The following is a 16,789-nucleotide window of genomic DNA, read 5'->3' as shown; positions in this document are numbered from 1 at the left end:
TCGCGGCGCGTCATCCGCGGGGAGCATCTCGGGGGGACATCCGTGCGGAACCGTGAGACGGCGGGGACAGTGATGCGTATGAGGCGCATGAGGAGTGTGCGGTACGGGCGGGGCGCGGTGGCCTGTGCCCTGGGCGCCGTGCTGGCGGCGGGCGGCTGCACGGTGCAGGGCCCCGGCATCGACGGCACGGGCCGGCCGCTTCCCGGCGTCGACGGCACGGGCCGGCCGGCGCCCGGCGCCGGCGGGCCGGGGGGCTCGCCCGTGCCCGGCGCCGCCCCCGGTGGGCCGTCGGAGCGGGCCCCGTCCGCCCGCCGGCCGGCCGCCGCTCCGCCCGCCCGGCCCGCGCCGGTGCTGTGGTCGCGGGGCGACACGGGCCGGAACGTCCGCGAACTGCAGGCCCGGCTGCGCCAGATCGGCTGGCTCGTCGACGGACCGACGGGGACGTACGACGACCTGACCGAGCGGGCGGTGAGCGGCTTCCAGCGCAAGCGCGGGCTGCCCGGGACGGGCCGCACGGACACCGTCACCTGGCAGCGGCTGCTGGCGATGACGCGCGAACCGGGAAAGTGGCAGCTGTACCTGATGGGCGGGCAGCCGGCCGCGGCGCCCGATCCGCGCTGCATGACCGGACGGGTGCTGTGCGTCAGCAAGTCGAGCCGGACGCTGCGCTGGATGGTCGACGGCCGGACGGTGTCGACGATGGCGGTGCGGTTCGGCTCCCAGTACACGCCGACCCGCGAGGGCGTCTTCCACGTCTACTGGAAGTCCCGTCACCACTGGTCGACGCTCTACCGCTCGCCGATGCCGTACGCGCTGTTCTTCAGCGGCGGCCAGGCCGTGCACTACTCGTACGACTTCGCCGCCCGCGGCTACGCCGGCGCCTCGCACGGGTGCGTCAACGTGCGGGACGAGGGGGCCATCGCGGATCTGTACGCGCGGGTGCGCAACGGCGACAAGGTCGTCGTGTACCGGTGAGACGGCGCGGGAGCGGGAAGGGGCGCGGGCGGGACAGGGGGAACGTGTCCCGCCCGCGCCGAGGGGCACGAGCCGCGGGTACGGGGGGAACCCCGGCTCGGTGCGAAAGCCGATGACCAGTCGGCTCACTCAGTACTGCGCACCGGCGGCCAAAAGTGTCACACCTACCGCGGAAAAAACCCCGCCCGTTCACGAAATCGCAGGTCAGGCGGTATTGCCAAGCACCGCCGCCTACTGCGACGCGCGCTTCGGCCGCTGGTCCGGCGGGGGCACGAGGGCCGTGTGAGCGCCCGTGGCGTGGGCGGGCCGCGGTGCCGGGGCCCCGTGGGCGCGGGGGACCGTGCGGGGACCGTCGCCGTGCTCGCCCCCGCCGTTCCCGCCGCCCCCGCCCTGCTTGCCGCCGCCCTGCTTGCCGTTGTCGCCCTGCTTGCCGCCGCCCTGCTCGCCGTTGTCGCCCTTGCCGCCGGTGCCGCCGGTGTCCTTCTGGGGTTCGCCGTCGCTCCCCGCCCCGCGGAGGAGGCCCTCCGCGGTCTTCCCGGCACCGGCCCCCGCCCCTGCCCCTGCCCCGGCGCGGCCCCGGGCCGCGGTGCCGGTGTCGGTTCCGGCGAGGACGCTCCGGCAGAACGCGCCCACCCCCGGGGTGCCGCCGGCCGCCTCCGCCAGCGCGCGCCCGCGGGCGCCGTCGAGTGCCTTGCCGGCGCTCATGTCACGGCAGGACCTGGCGAGTTCCGGCCACCGTCCGCCGGCGCCGTCCCGCGCCCGGTCGTCGGCGCCCGGGTCGTGGTCACCGGCCGTGCCGCCGCCCGCCTCGTCGCGCGTGGTTCCGGAGGGGCCGGGCGTGGCACCGTCGGGCGTGGATCCGCCCCGCGGGCCGCCCGGCCGCGTGGACGGACCGAGCGGGCCGTCGGAGGACGACACCGCCGCCGAGACGGTGGGCGCGGGGGCCGGTTCGGTACCGCCGAACGGCGTCGGCAGGACTCCGGTTCCGGCCGCGACCGCGACCCCGCCGACCATTCCCGCGGTCAGCGCCGCGGCCAGCCCGAGGCGCAGGGGACGGCCCCAGCGGGGGCCCCGGGCGCCGCCGCGACGCGCACCGGTGCGGACCGGTCCGGCGTCAAAGGACCGCGCCGCGGTGCCGTGGCCGAGGGCGCCCGGCACGTCGGCCCGCTCCCCGGCGCGATCGGCGCGCGCCTTGCGGAAGGCGGCCAGCGCGGCGGCCTCGCCGGGCAGTTCGCCGCTGGTCGGGGCGGGGTACGCCGCGAGGGCGTCCAGGGCCCCGGCGAGCCGTTCGGCCCGCTCCCGGACCGCGGGGTCGACAGCCTTCAGTGACTCTCCGCGCAGCAGGATCTCCGCCGTTTCGCGGTCCAGCCACCCGTCCTGCTCGTCCGCCATCACATGTCCTTCTGCGTCCGCGCACGCGTATGCGTCACCGTCGCGGACGTCACCGTACCGCCGCGCGGTTCTCGCTGGGGCGGCACGACGTCGAGCGCCCCGGTGGATTCCGGATCGCCGCCGAGAAGTTCGGCCAGGCGCTTCAGACCACGGTGCGCCGCCGTACGGACGGCGCCGGGGCGCTTGCCCAGCGTCCGGGCCGCGCTCTTGGCGTCGAGGCCGACGACCACCCGCAGGACGACCGCCTCGGCCTGGTCCCGGGGCAGCCGGGCGATGAGGGAGAGGGTGCTGTCGGTGGCCAGGGCCTCGATGGCCTCGCCGGCGGTGTCGGACTCGGCGGGCCGGCCGGTCAGCTCGGTCTCGTCGCCGCCGATCGCGGGCCGGCGTCCGCGCAGGCGGATGTGGTCCAGCGCGCGGTTGCGGGCGATACGGACGGCCCAGCCGCGGAACCGGTCCGCGTCACCGTCGAAACGCTCCAGGTCACGGGCGATCTGGAGCCACGCCTCGGATGCCACGTCCTCGGCGTCCGGATCACCGACCAGCGTCCGCACGTACGCGAGCAGCCGCGGGTGCACCGCGCGGTACACGGTCCGGAACGCGGTCTCGTCCCCGTCCTGTGCCGCACGCACCGCGGCGGTCAGCTCCGCGTCGTCCCCCAGCACCGAACGCGCCTCTCTCTGCGCCTGAGCCGGTACCGCTCTCGCGGACCGGGTGCTCGCCGTCGTGGTTCCGCGTTGAGTGGTTGCGGTGGTCCACCGCTGGTGCGACGCGGGAGGAAGATCCCCCCGCTGGTCGGCGCGAAAGGCACGTTACGTCTTGAAACCGCCGCTCGTCCATGTCCTCATCGCATTGCCGTACAAGATGCAACTAAGCCGTGACTCGGTGAGGTGTGACAGAAAACGCGTCGGCGACGCTGTAGGGAGTACGGGCCGCCGCGCGGCCCGTGCCGCGCGACGGCCGGGGCCTCTCCTGTGGGGGGTGGCGGCCTCGGCCGTTGCCTCGGCCGGGGCCGCCACGCCTCCGTCGCGGGTCTACCCGCCCTTGCCGCGGCCCTGGTCCGCCTTCTTCCCGTTGCCGGCGTTCCCGCTCTCGTCGCCGTTCCCGTTGCCGTTCCCGTCGCCGTTCCCGTTGCCGTTCCCGTCGCCGTTTCCGCCGTCCGTGCCGCTGCCGCCGCCCGGCCCGGTGTCCGTTCCGAGGTCACCGCTCGCCCCGGCCGGTCCGCCCGGCCGGCCCCCGGCGGAGCCGGTGTTCCCGGCAGGCCCGGTGCTCCCGTCGTCCGCGGTGGAGGGTTCCGTCCGCCGCGCGTGCCGCCGGGCGCAGTCCTCCGCGACGTGCTGCTCGCCGCCCGCCACCGCGACGGGCCGCTGCCGGTCCCCGGCGTCCGGCGCGCGGCAGCGGGCGGCGGAGTCCCGGTCGGCGGCCGGGCCGCCGGGCGCGGCGGTGGCGCCGGAGGGCATGGCGGAGGGTACGGCGGAAGGCCCCGGCCCGGCGGGACGGCCGTCACCGCCCGTGCCGGTGGGGGCGATGGGCGCCGGCCCGCGGTCTCCGGCGGGGGGTGTGCCCGTGGCCGGGGGACCGCCCGTGTCGCCCGCGCCGATCGCCGCGTACGCGACACCGCCGAGCGTGAGGCTCGCCAGCACGACGGAGAGGGTGGTCCTCAGGGAGCGCCGCGCGCGACGCCGTTCCCGGGGCCGCCAGTCGTCCCGTCGGCGGACGCGCGCGGTGCGCGCCGCCTGGTGCGCCCCCGCGTCCCGGGCGTCCCGGAAGGCGTCCACCGCCCGCCGTTCCCCCTCGCCCCCGACGCGGTCACCGCGCAGGGCGGCGGCGAGCAGTACCGCGGCCCGCGTGGCACCGGGGGCGTCCCGGGCGTCGTCCCCCGCGTCGGGACGGGCAGACCGGCGGCCGTGGAGGCTGCCGGCGCTCCGCTGTGCACCCATGTCCGCTTCCGTTCCCGCTCGGTCCGCCGGGCCGCCGCCGTCGGCGCCCGTCATGTCGACTCCCCCAGCGTCCTGGGCCCCTCGTCCGTCACACCGCCGGTGCCCAGCTGCCGGGCCAGCCGCTTCAGCCCCCGGTACGTCGCCGTGCGCACCGCGCCCGGCCGCTTGCCGAGGACGCGCGCGGCGGCGGGGCCGTCGAGACCCACGACGACGCGCAGCAGCACGGCCTCCGCCTGGTCGCGCGGCAGCCCGCGCACCAGTTCCAGGGCGGTCCGGGTGGACAGCGTCTCCAGCGCCTGGTCGTGGGTGGAGTGCGGGCCGGGCAGGTCCAGCACGTCCTGTTCCAGCGCGGACGCCCGGGGCCGCACCTTCTGGCGGCGCAGGTGGTCCAGTGCCCGGTGCCGGGCGATGGTCGCCGTCCAGCCCCGGAAACCGGCCCCGTCGCCCCGGAAGCGCCCGAGGTCGCGGGCGATCTCCAACCAGGCGTCGGACGCCACGTCCTCGGCGTCGTCCCCGACCAGCCCGCGCAGGTAGCCGAGCAGACCGGGCTGCACGAGCCGGTAGGCGGCCGCGAAGGCGGCCTCGTCGCCCTCCTGGGCCAGCGCGACGGCCTCGCCCAGTTCCCCGTCGTACGCCTGTACGCGGCGGGGTTCCCCTCCCTGGCCCAAGAAGCGTCCTCGTCCGTACCGGATTCCCGGCGCGCCCCTCGGGCCCGCCTCCACGGTCATCAGCGCCGGGCCGCGCGGAAGTGTCACAGCGAACGGCCCGTGGGCCCGCCCGTCCCGCCTCCCCGCGTCCGCCCCACCACCGCGCCGTCCCCCCGGGACGGCCGCGGACCGGCGGGCGTCAGCCCCGCCCGGTCAGCCCCGCCCGGTCAGCCCCGCCCGCGCGCCCTGCGGGACACCACCGCCCGCAGCACCCGGCGCCCCTCGACGGACACGTCCAGGGCGCCGCGCAGCCCCGCCGGGCCGTGGCCGGCGGGCAGTTCCAGGACGGTGACCTGGCGGCGCAGTTCGGGGGCGACCAGCGGTGACGTTCCCCGCGCGGGCTCCTCGCGGCCGGTGCCGGCGCCACCGGCGGCCACCGGAGCGGGGTCGAGGAGCCGGTGGATCCGCAGCGAGGCCACGGAGCAGGCGTCGGCCCAGGCCCGCACCTCGGCGGCCGAGCCCCCGGCCGGGGCGGCGGGACGGCCTCGTCCTCGCCGGCCGCGTCGGGCCCGGCGAGGTCGCCGCGCACCCGTTCCCACGCCGGCGCCCAGGCGGGCCCGTTCCCGGTCACGTCCGCGTCGGCGAGGGTCGCCCACAAGGGCCGCAGCACGTCGTCGTCGCCGTCCAGCAGGGGCAGGCAGCGGTCCAGACAGGCGAGCCCGCGTGCGTCGGCCTGCGCGATCAGTTCCACCGGACTCATCCGGCGCTTCCCTCGTCCCTGCCGCTCCGGCCCGCGTCCCGCCGCGGAACCCGCACTTCCCCCTCCTGCGCGCGACGGCCCGCGAGTGTCACAGCGGCACCACGCCCAGCCGGTCGAGGAAGCGGAAGAAGAGGTCCTCGGCCGTCGGGGCCGCCCCGGTCGCGGCGCCCGGGCCGGGGCCCGCGTCGTCCCCCGGCTCTGCCGCCAGCACGTCGGCCAGCTCCCCGGCGTCCGCGGTGCGCCCGGCCTCGGCGGCCCAGGCGACGGCGCGCTCGGCGGCGTCGCGGGGCTCGAGGAAGTAGTCCTCCAGCGTGAGTCCCTCGTTCTCGGCGCCGAGGTACTTGGCCATCGCGGCCCGCACCAGACAGGTCGTCCACGCCCCGCTCCCGGGGGCCGCCGCCTCCACGACCACGCAGGCGCTGTCCATGACGTACCCGAACAGCGCGGGCGCGCCGGTCTGCGCGGCCAGGTCGTTCATGTTCCCGACGTCGCCCTCGCCGCCCGGGTACTCCCACATCTGCCAGCCGTCCGGCGCGGACACCCGCAGGTCCATGTCCGCGGCGCCCGCCAGCGCGTCCAGTTCCGCGAGCGGCCGCTCGGCGCGGCCCACGACGAAATATCCCCAGTAGCCCATGTCCCGGCTCCCCCCGGCGTGTCGGTTCGGCTCGTCCACACATCACCACAGCCGCACGGGAGTTCGCAGCCGTATCGGGCAACACGGCGCGGCCGGTCCGCGCCCCGGTCAGTCGAGCCGGTCGGCCAGCGTCTTGAAGTCGGCCCAGGACAGCTCGGGCTCGTCCGGGTCCCACAGCTTCTGGACCGTCGCCGCCAGCGGCAGCCGGATGCCGGCGGCGACCTGGGCCTGGGTCTGGGCGTTCGGGATGTCGCCCCAGACCGCGAAGCTGCCGCCGAGGATCTGGTCGTCGTACTTCGCGTCGACGGCCGTGGTGCCCCGCAGGACGCGCGGGGTCCACTGCTCGTAGATGCGCTCGCCGGTCGGGTAGACGAAGGTCTGCGGCTCCCCGAGCACGTAGTAGAGGAACTCGTCGTTGTAGTTGAGGACCTCGCGCCCCGCGCTCAGGTACTCCGCGGGCTTCCGGGCGCCGATCTCCTTGCCGGTCCAGTAGGCGACCTTGATGTCCTTCAGGGGCTCGACGGAGGTGTCCTTGAAGAAGCCGTCGTTCCAGGCGCGCGGGGTGCGGTCGTGGGCCAGGACGGTCTTGGCACGGCCGTTGAGCCAGCCGGTGGTGAGGTCGGCGACGGTGCCGCCGGGACCGTAGGCGTCGCGGGCGGCGGCGGCCAGCGTCGGGTAGGACGCCTCGGGGTCCGGCACGACGAGCGCCTGGTACTCGTCGGCGCCCAGGTGGAACTGGGAGCCGGGGAAGAGCTCGGCGTACTCGTCCAGCAGGTCGTCGACGATCTCGGCGGCCTGGGGCTTGGAGATGTCGATGGCGCCGCGCGTGGCCGTGCCCCGGGCGTTGCGCAGCTGGAGGTCGGGGTGGGCGGCGATCACCGCGCCGAGGTGTCCCGGCGAGTCGATCTCGGGGACGACGGTGATGTGCCGGGAGGCGGCGAGGTCGGTGATCTCCTTGACCTCGGCCTTGGTCAGGTGGTCCTGGGAGACGATCTCCGGGTGCGAGTCGGACTCGATGCGGAAGGCCTGGTCGTCGGAGAAGTGCAGCCCCAGCTCGTTGTACTTCAGGTCGCCCAGCTCGCGGACCCGGTCCTTGATCCAGTCGGCGTCGTAGTGCTTGCGGGCGATGTCGAGCATGAAGCCCCGCTTGGGCTTGGCCGGCTCGTCCTCCACCACCCCCTCCGGCGCGGTGCCGCCGCCGTCCACCGCCTGCTTCAGGGTGCGGGTGCCGTAGAAGACGCCCGCCTCGGCCGGCCCGCTGACGGTGACGCGGCCGTCGCGCACGGTCATGGTGTACGACTCGGGGTTCGCGCCCTTGTCGGTTCCGACCTCCAGCCGCAGGTCCCCGGCGCGCGCGTCGTCCTTCTCGCCGGCGTACGCCATCCCCAGCTCGCCGGCCACCAGACGCCCCTCGTCGGCGAGGGACGCGTCGGCGACGACGACCCGGTGGCCGGGGGCGGGCCGCCAGCCGGGGCCGCGGGCCGGGGTGTGCTGCCGTACGGCCGGTATGGTCCGCGGCGCCCGGGACAGGGCGTAGGAGCGGCTGGGGCTGGGCGGGGCGGAGGGGGCGGCCGCCTCGTCCGAGGGCCGCGCCGCGGAACCGGCGGGCCCGCCGGTTCCGCCGCCGTCGGCGGCCCACAGGCCGGCTCCCACGCCGAGCGCCGCGACCGCCGCGCCGGCGATCACCGCTCGCTGCCTCACCTTGCGTGCCGGTGTCCGGCGTCCGTGCTGGCTCACATCGCCAACCTAAGTCCGCGGGCTTCACAACGCGTCCACCACATGTTCCGAAACTCTCCCGTTCGGGTGAAATTCGGGCAGCGTACGGACACGCGGTGCCCTCGCTCGATAACGTGTCGCCACATCTCTCGCACAATCCCCTGCCGACACACACGTGACGCCCACAAGGACCCACGCTGCCTGTGCACCGTCTCCCAGACCTCCCCGGACGAGTCGCCATACCGGTGCCGACGCAAACCCGCGTCGCGCCGGCCGCCGGCTCCCCGCTGGAGCTCTTCAACGCCGCCCCCGCCGACGAAGCCGCCCGGACCCTGCTCACCTGCCTGAACAGCCGCCGCTGGGCCCGGCTCCTCGCCTCCCACCGCCCCTACCCGGACCTGCCGGCACTATGGGCGGCGGCCGACGAGGCGGCGTACGACCTGACCCCGCGGGACCTGGCGGAGGCGCTGGCGGCGGAGGCCCTGCCCGCCCTGCCGGAGGACACGTACGCGGTGGCCCACACGGCCCTGAGCGCGGCGACGGCGGCCTACGAGAGCCGCTTCGGACACGCGTTCGCCATCTGCCTGGACGGCATGCCGCCGAACGAGGCGCTGGACCACGTGCTGGCGGCCATCCGGTCACGATTGACGAACGATCCGGACGAGGAACGGCTGGTGGCGGCCGAAGAGCTCCGGCGCCTGGCGAGGACGCGGCTGACCGGCGTCTTCGGGGGCACGGGGCCGTGAGGACGGCGGCCGCGCCGCACGGTCGCGGGCGACAGCGGGCGCCCCGCACCCGGCGAACCGGGCAAACCATGTCACTCCGGTAGCCGTCCGCAGTCGGCCGACTGCTCCTTTGAGTGCAACTTTGATCACATAGGCAGGCCCCCCGTAAGCACCACAGGCACACGTCGCTACCATGCTGGGGGCCGGTGGACCGTACCCGGCCGGGCCCGACCGACAAGGAAAGCCGGCGCGGCCCCAATCCCCGCTCCCGGAGGAAATTTCCGTGCCGGCTGGAACGCTGTACCGCGGCCGGGAAGGAATGTGGTCCTGGGTGGCTCACCGAGTCACCGGCGTCCTCATCTTCTTCTTCCTGTTCGTCCACGTGCTGGACACCGCGCTCGTCCGCGTGTCCCCCGAGGCCTACGACAACGTCGTGGCCACGTACAAGAACCCGATCGTCGCGCTGCTGGAGTACGGCCTCGTCGCCGCCATCCTGTTCCACGCGCTCAACGGTCTGCGTGTCATCGCCGTCGACTTCTGGATCAAGGGCGCCCGCTACCAGAAGCAGATGCTCTGGACCGTCGTCGCCGTCTGGGTCGTGCTGATGCTCGGGGCGATCTACCCCGTCCTCGGCCACGCCGCTCGTGAACTGTTCGGGAGCTGACGCGCATGTCCACCTCTGAATCCACCGCTTCCGGGATCGGCCCCGTCGAGGGCGCCTCCGTCTACACGGTCGACAACCCGGCACCGCTGATCGAAGCCCCCCGCGTCCGGACCAAGAAGACCCCGAAGTCCACGCGCGGCAACTTCGAGCTGTACGGCTGGCTGTTCATGCGCCTGTCCGGCGTGGTGCTGGTCGTCCTGGTCCTCGGGCACCTGCTCATCCAGCTCGTGCTGGACGGCGGCGTCTCGAAGATCGGCTTCGCCTTCGTGGCCGGCCGCTGGGCCTCGCCGTTCTGGCAGGTCTGGGACCTGCTGATGCTCTGGCTCGCGATGCTGCACGGCTGCAACGGCCTGCGCACGGTCATCAACGACTACGCGGAGCGCGCGAACACCCGGCTGTGGCTCAAGGGCCTGCTCTACACCGCCACGGTGTTCACCATCCTGCTGGGCACGCTGGTGATCTTCACCTTCGACCCGAACATCCGCTAGGCACGGGGCTGCGAGAATCATGAAGATCCACAAGTACGACACCGTCATCGTCGGCGCCGGTGGCGCCGGCATGCGCGCGGCCATCGAGTCGACCAAGCGCAGCCGCACCGCCGTCCTGACGAAGCTCTACCCCACCCGCTCCCACACGGGCGCCGCGCAGGGCGGCATGGCCGCCGCGCTGGCCAACGTAGAGGAGGACAACTGGGAGTGGCACACCTTCGACACGGTCAAGGGCGGTGACTACCTGGTCGACCAGGACGCCGCCGAGATCCTGGCGAAGGAGGCCATCGACTCGGTCCTCGACCTGGAGAAGATGGGCCTGCCGTTCAACCGGACGCCGAACGGCACCATCGACCAGCGCCGCTTCGGCGGTCACTCCCGCAACCACGGCGAGGCCCCGGTCCGCCGCTCCTGCTACGCGGCCGACCGCACCGGCCACATGATCCTCCAGACGCTGTACCAGAACTGCGTCAAGGAGGGCGTGGAGTTCTTCAACGAGTTCTACGTCCTGGACCAGCTCATCACCGAGGTCGACGGCGTCAAGAAGTCGGCCGGCGTGGTGGCGTACGAGCTGGCGACCGGCGAGATCCACATCTTCCAGGCGAAGGCCGTGATCTACGCCTCCGGCGGCACCGGCAAGTTCTTCAAGGTGACGTCGAACGCGCACACGCTGACCGGTGACGGCCAGGCCGCCGTGTACCGGCGCGGGCTGCCGCTGGAGGACATGGAGTTCTTCCAGTTCCACCCGACCGGCATCTGGCGCATGGGCATCCTGCTGACGGAGGGCGCCCGCGGTGAGGGCGGCATCCTCCGCAACAAGGACGGCGAGCGCTTCATGGAGAAGTACGCGCCGGTCATGAAGGACCTCGCGTCCCGTGACGTCGTCTCGCGCTCCATCTACACGGAGATCCGCGAGGGCCGCGGCTGCGGTCCCGAGGGCGACCACGTCTACCTGGACCTCACCCACCTCCCGCCGGAGCAGCTGGACGCCAAGCTGCCCGACATCACGGAGTTCGCGCGGACCTACCTCGGCATCGAGCCCTACACGGACCCGATCCCGATCCAGCCCACCGCGCACTACGCCATGGGCGGCATCCCGACCAACGTCCAGGGTGAGGTCCTCGCGGACAACACCACCGTCGTGCCGGGCCTGTACGCGGCCGGCGAGGTCGCCTGCGTGTCCGTGCACGGCGCCAACCGCCTGGGCACCAACTCGCTGCTGGACATCAACGTCTTCGGCAAGCGGGCCGGCATCGCCGCCGCGGAGTACGCGCAGAAGGCGGACTTCGTCGAGCTGCCGGAGAACCCGGAGTCCCTGGTCGTCGAGCAGATCGAGCGGCTGCGCACCTCCACCGGCTCCGAGCGGGTGTCGACGCTGCGCCGCGAGCTGCAGGAGACCATGGACGCCAACGTCATGGTGTTCCGCACCGAGCAGACGATCAAGACGGCCGTCGAGAAGATCGGCGAGCTGCGCGAGCGGTACAAGAACGTGGCCATCCAGGACAAGGGCCGCCGGTTCAACACCGACCTGCTGGAGGCCGTCGAGCTGGGCAACCTGCTCGACCTGGCCGAGGTCATGGCGGTCTCCGCGCTCGCCCGCAAGGAGTCCCGCGGCGGTCACTACCGCGAGGACTACCCCAACCGCGACGACGTCAACTTCATGCGCCACACCATGGCGTACCGCGAGGTGGGCGACGACGGCACCGAGTCCATCCGTCTGGACTACAAGCCGGTCGTCCAGACCCGCTACCAGCCGATGGAGCGTAAGTACTGATGGCTACCCCTGTCATGGAGAAGAGCGACAAGGCCCCCGAGCCCGGTTTCGCCGACTCCCCCTACATCACCGTCACCGTGCGGGTCCGCCGGTTCAACCCGGAGGTCTCGGCGGAGGCGACCTGGCAGGACTTCCAGCTGGAGATCGACCCGAAGGAGCGCGTCCTCGACGCCCTTCACAAGATCAAGTGGGACCTGGACGGCACGCTGACCTTCCGCCGTTCCTGCGCCCACGGCATCTGCGGGTCCGACGCCATGCGGATCAACGGCAAGAACCGGCTGGCCTGCAAGACGCTGATCAAGGACATCAACCCCGAGAAGCCGATCACGGTCGAGCCCATCAAGGGCCTGACGGTCCTGAAGGACCTCGTGGTCGACATGGAGCCGTTCTTCCAGGCGTACCGGGACGTGATGCCCTTCCTGATCACGAAGGACACCAACGAGCCGACGCGCGAGCGTCTGCAGTCCGCCGAGGACCGCGAGCGCTTCGACGACACCACGAAGTGCATCCTGTGCGCCGCCTGCACGTCCTCGTGCCCGGTGTTCTGGAACGACGGGCAGTACTTCGGCCCGGCCGCGATCGTGAACGCCCACCGCTTCATCTTCGACTCGCGCGACGAGGCCGGGGAGCAGCGGCTGGAGATCCTCAACGACCGCGACGGCGTCTGGCGCTGCCGCACGACCTTCAACTGCACGGACGCCTGCCCGCGCGGCATCGAGGTCACCAAGGCGATCGCGGAGGTGAAGCGGGCGCTGATCACGCGCCGCTTCTGACGTCCGCCGGCTGACGCCGCCTCACGTCCGTGAGGGCCCCGTTTCCCCTGGAAGCGGGGCCCTCTGGCATATGCCACACGATGGGGTGAAGGGGCGATGAAGGGCCCCGCGGGCCCGGTCCGGCCTACGATGATGCTCTCGACACCAGCCCCTAGGAGGCACGCGATGTCCGCAGCATCCGTCGAGCTGCCCCACGGCGAACTTCCGCTGATCGCGGAGGCGAACCGCCTCATGGACCGGCTCCCGGGCTACCGCGTCGAGATCATCGGAGGCCAGCTCCTCGTGACCCCGCCACCGGACGTTCCGCACTCGCGGGCCCTCACCAAACTCATGCGCCCGTTCATCGCGGCAGGCCTTGATGACGGCGAAACCGAAGTACACCAGGGCATCGGTCTCTGGCTGCCCACCGACGCCGAGGACTACGCGATTCCGGACCTGGCGATCGTGGACGCCGACGTCGACGACCACCTCGTCGAGAACAACTGCTACGACCCGGTCTGCTTCCGCCTCGTCCTGGAGGTCACCTCCAGCAACTGGAAGAACGACCTGAAGGCCAAGGTCACCGCCTACGCCGCCGCCATGGTCCCCGTGTACGTGATCGTCGACCGCAAGCACCAGCGCCTCCACGTCCTGACCGACCCCGACTGTGCCGATTACTCCACCCACCGCGTCCACTCCCCCGGTGAGACCGTCACCCTGCCCGACTCCCTCGGTGCCGAGGTCACCCTGGACGTCGCCGGGATCCTTGCCGCCGGACGGCCGAAGAGCGCGCCCGACGAGGGCTGACAATCAGCCGCTCCGGGCGATGACCGTCCTAGCCTGACTCCATGTCAGATGACGAGTCGTACGAACTGCTCGGGTTCGACAACGTGCTGCTGCCCGTCGGTGACCTCGGCGAGGCCGTCGGGTTCTACGAGCGGGCCGGCTTCCCGGTGGCCTTCCGGCTCGACGAGGCCGGGATCGCGCTGCTGAAGGTCGGCGGAGAGACGCCGGGCGTCCTGCTGCGGGCCGAGGAGGAGTTCGGGCGGCGCCCGCCGCCGTGGCCCTCCGCGCGGGTGTGGCTGGAGGTTCCCGACGCCCGCACGGCGGCCCGGGCGCTGGGCGAGGCGGGCATCACGCCGCTCGACGAGCCGTTCCCCGTCGCCACCGGCTGGACCGTCGAGTTCGCCGACCCCTGGGGCAACGTCATCGGCCTCACGGACTACTCCAAGCGGCCCGAGCTGGGCCGGCGCCCGTAGCCGCCGGTCGCGTGACGCGGGCCACTCCGCCCTTGAGTTGAACACGTTCAAAAGCAGGTCTACAGTCACTCCCGTCAGCGTTTTGAACGCGTTCAAGAAGGGGTGGGGCATGGACCGCACCGTCATCGCCTACGTCATCTACCTGGTCGTCAGCATCGGTCTGACCGTCTGGGTGGCCCGCACGCTCAGCCGCAACGGCCGGGTCTTCCTCGCCGACGTCCTGCACGGCAACGAGAAGCTCGCCGACGCCGTCAACCACCTCCTGGTGGTCGGCTTCTACCTCGTCAACCTCGGCTTCGTCGCCCTGTACCTGAGCGGCGACGAGACGATCACCGACACCCGCGGCGTCTTCGAGGCGCTGTCGACCAAGCTGGGCGTGGTGCTGCTGGTGCTCGGCGTGATGCACCTCGGCAACGTGTACGTGCTCAACAGGATCCGGCGGCGCGGCATGATGGAGCGGGAGCAGGTGCCGCCGGTCCCGCCGCAGGGCTGGGTGGCCCCGACGGCCGGGGCCTGAGCCGATGGCTCCCGCTCCCGGGGCGGCCGGCGCCCCCGTGCGCCGGCTCACCGTCCTCTACGACGCCGAGTGCTCCCTGTGCACCCACGTGCGGGACTGGCTGCTGCGGCAGCCCCGGCTGGTGCCGCTGGAACTGCTCCCGGCGGGGTCGGACGAGGCCCGGCTGCGCTTCCCCGGGCTCGACCACGGCGCCTCCCTCGACGAGGTCACCGCCGTCGGCGACGCCGGACAGGTCTACCGGGGCGCCGCCGCCTGGATCGTCGTCCTGTGGGCGCTGCGCAAGTACCGCAGGCTCGCCCACCGGCTCAGCACGCCCGCCGGGGCCCGGCTGGCCCGGGGCGCCGTCCTGGCCGCCGCCAGGTGGCGGGCCGGACAGCAGCGGTGGGGCGGCAACGGGTACCGCCGCGCGGACGGCTGGGTCTACGAGCCGGGGCTCGGCTGGCTGTACACCGGGCCGGGCTGCGACGACGGCGCCTGCGCCACTCGTTAGGCTCTCGTCCTGTGCCTGCGAAGAACGACGGCCCCGACGACGGTGCCCCCCTCAGCAAGTCCGAGCAGACCCGCGCGCTGATCCTGGAGACGGCCATGCGGCTGTTCCAGGAACGCGGTTACGACCGGACGACCATGCGGGCCATCGCCCAGGAGGCCGGCGTCTCCGTCGGCAACGCCTACTACTACTTCGCCGGCAAGGAGCACCTGATCCAGGGCTTCTACGACCGGATCGCCGCCGAGCACCAGGCGGCGGTCCGCGAGGTCCTGGCGCGGGAGACCGACCTGGAAGCGCGGCTCGCGGGCGTGCTGAAGGTGTGGCTGGACATCGCGACGCCGTACCACGAGTTCGCGGTGCAGTTCTTCAAGAACGCCGCCGACCCGGACAGCCCGCTCAGCCCCTTCTCCCCGGAGTCGGAGCACGCGCGCGTGGAGGCCGTCAGCGTCCACCGCGCGGTGCTGGCCGGCGCGAAGACCAAGGTGCCCGAGGAACTGCGGGACATCCTCCCCGAGCTGATGTGGCTCTCCCAGATGGGGCTGGTCCTGTACTGGGTGTTCGACCGCACCCCGGGCCGCGAGCGCAGCTACCGGCTCGCCGAGCGCGGCGCCCGGCTCACCGCCCGGGGTGTCGCGCTGGCCCGGTTCCGGGTGCTGCGCCCGCTGGTGCGCGAGGTGCACGAGCTGTTCACGGACTTCCTGCCGGGGATGACCCGGGCGCTGCCCGACCCGGCGGCCGGGAGGACCGCCGGTCAGGCCTGACGGGACGCCAGCTCGATCACCGTGATGTCCGACGGCGCCCCCACCCGGGTGGGCGGACCCCAGGCGCCCGCGCCCCGGCTGACGTACAGCTGGGTGTCGCCGTAGCGCTCCAGGCCCGCCAGCGTCGGGTTGGCGGCACCCGCGATCAGGTTGCCGGGCCAGAGCTGGCCGCCGTGGGTGTGGCCGGAGAGCTGGAGGTCGACGCCGTGGTCGACGGCGTCGTGGATCTGCACCGGCTGGTGGGCGAGCAGCACGCAGGCGCGGGAGCGGTCCCGGTCGCCGAGGGCACGGGCGTAGTCGGGGCCCTGGCCCTCGTCCTCGCCCGCCACGTCGTTGACGCCGGCCAGGTCGAAGTGGGGCAGCTCGGTGCGGGCGTTCTCCAGCGGGAGCAGGCCGAGCCGCCGTACCTCGGCGACCCACTGCTCGGCGCCGGAGAAGTACTCGTGGTTGCCGGTGACGAAGTACGCGCCGTGCCGGGCCCGCAGCTGCGCGAGCGGGGCCGCCGCCGGGCCGAGGTCCTTCACGCTGCCGTCCACCAGGTCGCCGACGACGGCGATGAGGTCGGGCTGCGTGGAGTTGACCGTGTCGACGACCGTCTGCGCGAAGCCCCGGCCGAGCACCGGGCCGAGGTGGATGTCGCTGACCACGGCTATGCGGAAGCCGTGGGCGGCGCGCGGCAGCTTGGCCAGCGGCACGGTGACCCGCTTCACCTTCGGGCCGCGCAGCACGCCGTACGTGCCGTACCCGACCGTCCCGACGGCCGCCGCGGCCGCGGCGCCGGCGACGACGCGGGAGACGAACAGGCGGCGCGAGGGGACGGCGAGGGGGCTCGGGGGCGTGGCGCCGGACGCGGCGGAGGGCTCGGGAGGGGCGGGGGGCGTGCCCTGGGTCGCGGTCCCCGCCGTCGTGCGCTCGGGCTCCTCGGCCGGGACGCGCGGCTCTTCCGGCTCCGCCGGCCGCGCGGCCGCCCGCCGCTCCAGGAACCGGCGCAGCAGCGGCCGTACGGCCTCGCCCGCCAGCACCGCCAGCAGCAGGTAGACCGAGAGCGCCAGCCACAGGAAGCCCGGCCAGGCCAGGACGCGCTGGAGCCGGAAGGGGGCGCCCGTGCGCTCGGCGACCAGCGCGCCGACGGCCAGCGCCCAGCCCCCGGCGATCACCAGGGCGCCGACGCGGCGCGCGGTGCCGGGCCCACGGGTCGTGTCGCGGAACAGGCGCCGCCACACGTACCAGTTGGCCGTCACCAGGACGCCCACCACGGCCAGTACGACGAGCGCGAAGACGACCACCATGGCGTCGGATCC

Annotated in this window: 18 protein-coding genes and 1 pseudogene; 11 read left to right on the top strand and 8 right to left on the bottom strand. The window is 73.7% G+C overall.

All coding sequences use genetic code 11. The annotated features are described in order from the left end of the window. Positions 1-72 precede the first annotated feature (72 nt). The gene (locus ACZ4V6_RS19440) at positions 73-975 is read left to right on the top strand and encodes a L,D-transpeptidase family protein (protein ID WP_467828745.1); all 903 of its coding nucleotides are present in this window, start codon (positions 73-75) and stop codon (positions 973-975) included. 231 nt (positions 976-1,206) lie between these two features. Here ACZ4V6_RS19440 and ACZ4V6_RS19435 read toward each other — a convergent pair whose 3' ends face one another. The 7 genes and pseudogenes from ACZ4V6_RS19435 to ACZ4V6_RS19405 form a co-directional block, all read right to left on the bottom strand. Next, positions 1,207-2,367, bottom strand: a complete 1,161-nt coding sequence (locus tag ACZ4V6_RS19435; RefSeq protein WP_467828742.1) for a hypothetical protein — start codon at positions 2,365-2,367, stop codon at positions 1,207-1,209. Further along, positions 2,367-3,029 (bottom strand): RNA polymerase sigma factor, encoded by a 663-nt coding sequence (locus tag ACZ4V6_RS19430; protein WP_467828740.1) that lies wholly within the window; start codon positions 3,027-3,029, stop codon positions 2,367-2,369. Before ACZ4V6_RS19430 ends, ACZ4V6_RS19435 begins: the two co-directional genes overlap by 1 nt. A gap of 369 nt (positions 3,030-3,398) precedes the next feature. Then, the gene (locus ACZ4V6_RS19425; protein WP_467828738.1) at positions 3,399-4,304 is read right to left on the bottom strand and encodes a hypothetical protein; all 906 of its coding nucleotides are present in this window, start codon (positions 4,302-4,304) and stop codon (positions 3,399-3,401) included. Positions 4,305-4,354: 50 nt separating this feature from the next. Beyond that, positions 4,355-4,972 (bottom strand): RNA polymerase sigma factor, encoded by a 618-nt coding sequence (locus ACZ4V6_RS19420; protein ID WP_467828736.1) that lies wholly within the window; start codon positions 4,970-4,972, stop codon positions 4,355-4,357. Between the two features lie 206 nt (positions 4,973-5,178). Continuing rightward, positions 5,179-5,711, bottom strand: a pseudogene (locus ACZ4V6_RS19415) (hypothetical protein). An 88-nt stretch (positions 5,712-5,799) separates the two neighbouring features. Next, positions 5,800-6,345: a hypothetical protein gene (locus ACZ4V6_RS19410; protein WP_467828734.1), complete on the bottom strand. Its 546-nt coding sequence runs from the start codon at positions 6,343-6,345 to the stop codon at positions 5,800-5,802. A 108-nt stretch (positions 6,346-6,453) separates the two neighbouring features. Continuing rightward, complete coding sequence (locus tag ACZ4V6_RS19405; RefSeq protein WP_467828732.1) at positions 6,454-8,082, bottom strand: beta-N-acetylhexosaminidase; 1,629 nt, start codon at positions 8,080-8,082, stop codon at positions 6,454-6,456. A gap of 224 nt (positions 8,083-8,306) precedes the next feature. On the opposite strand from ACZ4V6_RS19405, the gene ACZ4V6_RS19400 reads away from it, so the two are divergent. From ACZ4V6_RS19400 to ACZ4V6_RS19355, 10 genes are all read left to right on the top strand, one after another. Continuing rightward, positions 8,307-8,807, top strand: a complete 501-nt coding sequence (locus ACZ4V6_RS19400) for a 2-oxo-4-hydroxy-4-carboxy-5-ureidoimidazoline decarboxylase (RefSeq protein WP_467828730.1) — start codon at positions 8,307-8,309, stop codon at positions 8,805-8,807. Between the two features lie 262 nt (positions 8,808-9,069). After that, entirely contained in the window at positions 9,070-9,450 is a 381-nt protein-coding gene (gene sdhC, locus ACZ4V6_RS19395; protein ID WP_467828728.1) for a succinate dehydrogenase, cytochrome b556 subunit, read from the top strand. 5 nt (positions 9,451-9,455) lie between these two features. Then, on the top strand, positions 9,456-9,938 hold the full coding sequence (locus tag ACZ4V6_RS19390) for a succinate dehydrogenase hydrophobic membrane anchor subunit (protein ID WP_467828726.1): 483 nt from the start codon (positions 9,456-9,458) through the stop codon (positions 9,936-9,938). A 19-nt stretch (positions 9,939-9,957) separates the two neighbouring features. Then, positions 9,958-11,712, top strand: coding sequence for a succinate dehydrogenase flavoprotein subunit (sdhA, locus tag ACZ4V6_RS19385; protein WP_467828724.1), 1,755 nt, complete (start codon positions 9,958-9,960; stop codon positions 11,710-11,712). Beyond that, a complete protein-coding gene (locus ACZ4V6_RS19380) occupies positions 11,712-12,485 on the top strand; it encodes a succinate dehydrogenase iron-sulfur subunit (RefSeq protein ID WP_403516664.1) in 774 nt (257 codons plus the stop codon). The genes sdhA and ACZ4V6_RS19380 overlap by 1 nt, the downstream gene beginning before the upstream one ends. 165 nt (positions 12,486-12,650) lie before the next feature. Next, complete coding sequence (locus tag ACZ4V6_RS19375) at positions 12,651-13,271, top strand: Uma2 family endonuclease (RefSeq protein ID WP_467828722.1); 621 nt, start codon at positions 12,651-12,653, stop codon at positions 13,269-13,271. A 41-nt stretch (positions 13,272-13,312) separates the two neighbouring features. Then, positions 13,313-13,723: a VOC family protein gene (locus ACZ4V6_RS19370; protein WP_467828720.1), complete on the top strand. Its 411-nt coding sequence runs from the start codon at positions 13,313-13,315 to the stop codon at positions 13,721-13,723. Positions 13,724-13,832: 109 nt separating this feature from the next. Beyond that, positions 13,833-14,240 carry a hypothetical protein gene (locus tag ACZ4V6_RS19365; protein WP_467828717.1) on the top strand — a complete coding sequence of 136 codons (408 nt, stop codon included), beginning with the start codon at positions 13,833-13,835 and terminating at the stop codon, positions 14,238-14,240. A 4-nt stretch (positions 14,241-14,244) separates the two neighbouring features. Further along, positions 14,245-14,730: a thiol-disulfide oxidoreductase DCC family protein gene (locus ACZ4V6_RS19360; RefSeq protein WP_467828714.1), complete on the top strand. Its 486-nt coding sequence runs from the start codon at positions 14,245-14,247 to the stop codon at positions 14,728-14,730. Between the two features lie 11 nt (positions 14,731-14,741). After that, positions 14,742-15,488: a TetR/AcrR family transcriptional regulator gene (locus ACZ4V6_RS19355; protein WP_467828711.1), complete on the top strand. Its 747-nt coding sequence runs from the start codon at positions 14,742-14,744 to the stop codon at positions 15,486-15,488. On the opposite strand, the gene ACZ4V6_RS19350 is transcribed toward ACZ4V6_RS19355, so the two are convergent. After that, positions 15,479-16,777 (bottom strand): metallophosphoesterase, encoded by a 1,299-nt coding sequence (locus tag ACZ4V6_RS19350; protein ID WP_467828708.1) that lies wholly within the window; start codon positions 16,775-16,777, stop codon positions 15,479-15,481. The two genes, ACZ4V6_RS19355 and ACZ4V6_RS19350, sit on opposite strands and share 10 nt — an antisense overlap. Positions 16,778-16,789 lie beyond the last annotated feature (12 nt).

It is taken from the genome of Streptomyces sp. NPDC029152 (assembly GCF_055564355.1).
The sequence above is the reverse complement of the archived record's forward strand: the minus strand, read 5'-3'. Positions and strand labels throughout refer to the sequence as shown.

What these genes read in the sequence shown, in the direction of transcription:
- ACZ4V6_RS19440 (WP_467828745.1), top strand. Translation starts at nt 73, where the DNA reads ATGCGTATGAGGCGCATGAGGAGTGTGCGGTACGGGCGGGGCGCGGTG.
- ACZ4V6_RS19435 (WP_467828742.1), bottom strand. Translation starts at nt 2,367, where the DNA reads ATGGCGGACGAGCAGGACGGGTGGCTGGACCGCGAAACGGCGGAGATC.
- ACZ4V6_RS19425 (WP_467828738.1), bottom strand. Translation starts at nt 4,304, where the DNA reads ATGGGTGCACAGCGGAGCGCCGGCAGCCTCCACGGCCGCCGGTCTGCC.
- ACZ4V6_RS19410 (WP_467828734.1), bottom strand. Translation starts at nt 6,345, where the DNA reads ATGGGCTACTGGGGATATTTCGTCGTGGGCCGCGCCGAGCGGCCGCTC.
- ACZ4V6_RS19390 (WP_467828726.1), top strand. Translation starts at nt 9,456, where the DNA reads ATGTCCACCTCTGAATCCACCGCTTCCGGGATCGGCCCCGTCGAGGGC.
- sdhA (WP_467828724.1), top strand. Translation starts at nt 9,958, where the DNA reads ATGAAGATCCACAAGTACGACACCGTCATCGTCGGCGCCGGTGGCGCC.
- ACZ4V6_RS19380 (WP_403516664.1), top strand. Translation starts at nt 11,712, where the DNA reads ATGGCTACCCCTGTCATGGAGAAGAGCGACAAGGCCCCCGAGCCCGGT.
- ACZ4V6_RS19375 (WP_467828722.1), top strand. Translation starts at nt 12,651, where the DNA reads ATGTCCGCAGCATCCGTCGAGCTGCCCCACGGCGAACTTCCGCTGATC.
- ACZ4V6_RS19370 (WP_467828720.1), top strand. Translation starts at nt 13,313, where the DNA reads ATGTCAGATGACGAGTCGTACGAACTGCTCGGGTTCGACAACGTGCTG.
- ACZ4V6_RS19365 (WP_467828717.1), top strand. Translation starts at nt 13,833, where the DNA reads ATGGACCGCACCGTCATCGCCTACGTCATCTACCTGGTCGTCAGCATC.
- ACZ4V6_RS19360 (WP_467828714.1), top strand. Translation starts at nt 14,245, where the DNA reads ATGGCTCCCGCTCCCGGGGCGGCCGGCGCCCCCGTGCGCCGGCTCACC.
- ACZ4V6_RS19350 (WP_467828708.1), bottom strand. Translation starts at nt 16,777, where the DNA reads ATGGTGGTCGTCTTCGCGCTCGTCGTACTGGCCGTGGTGGGCGTCCTG.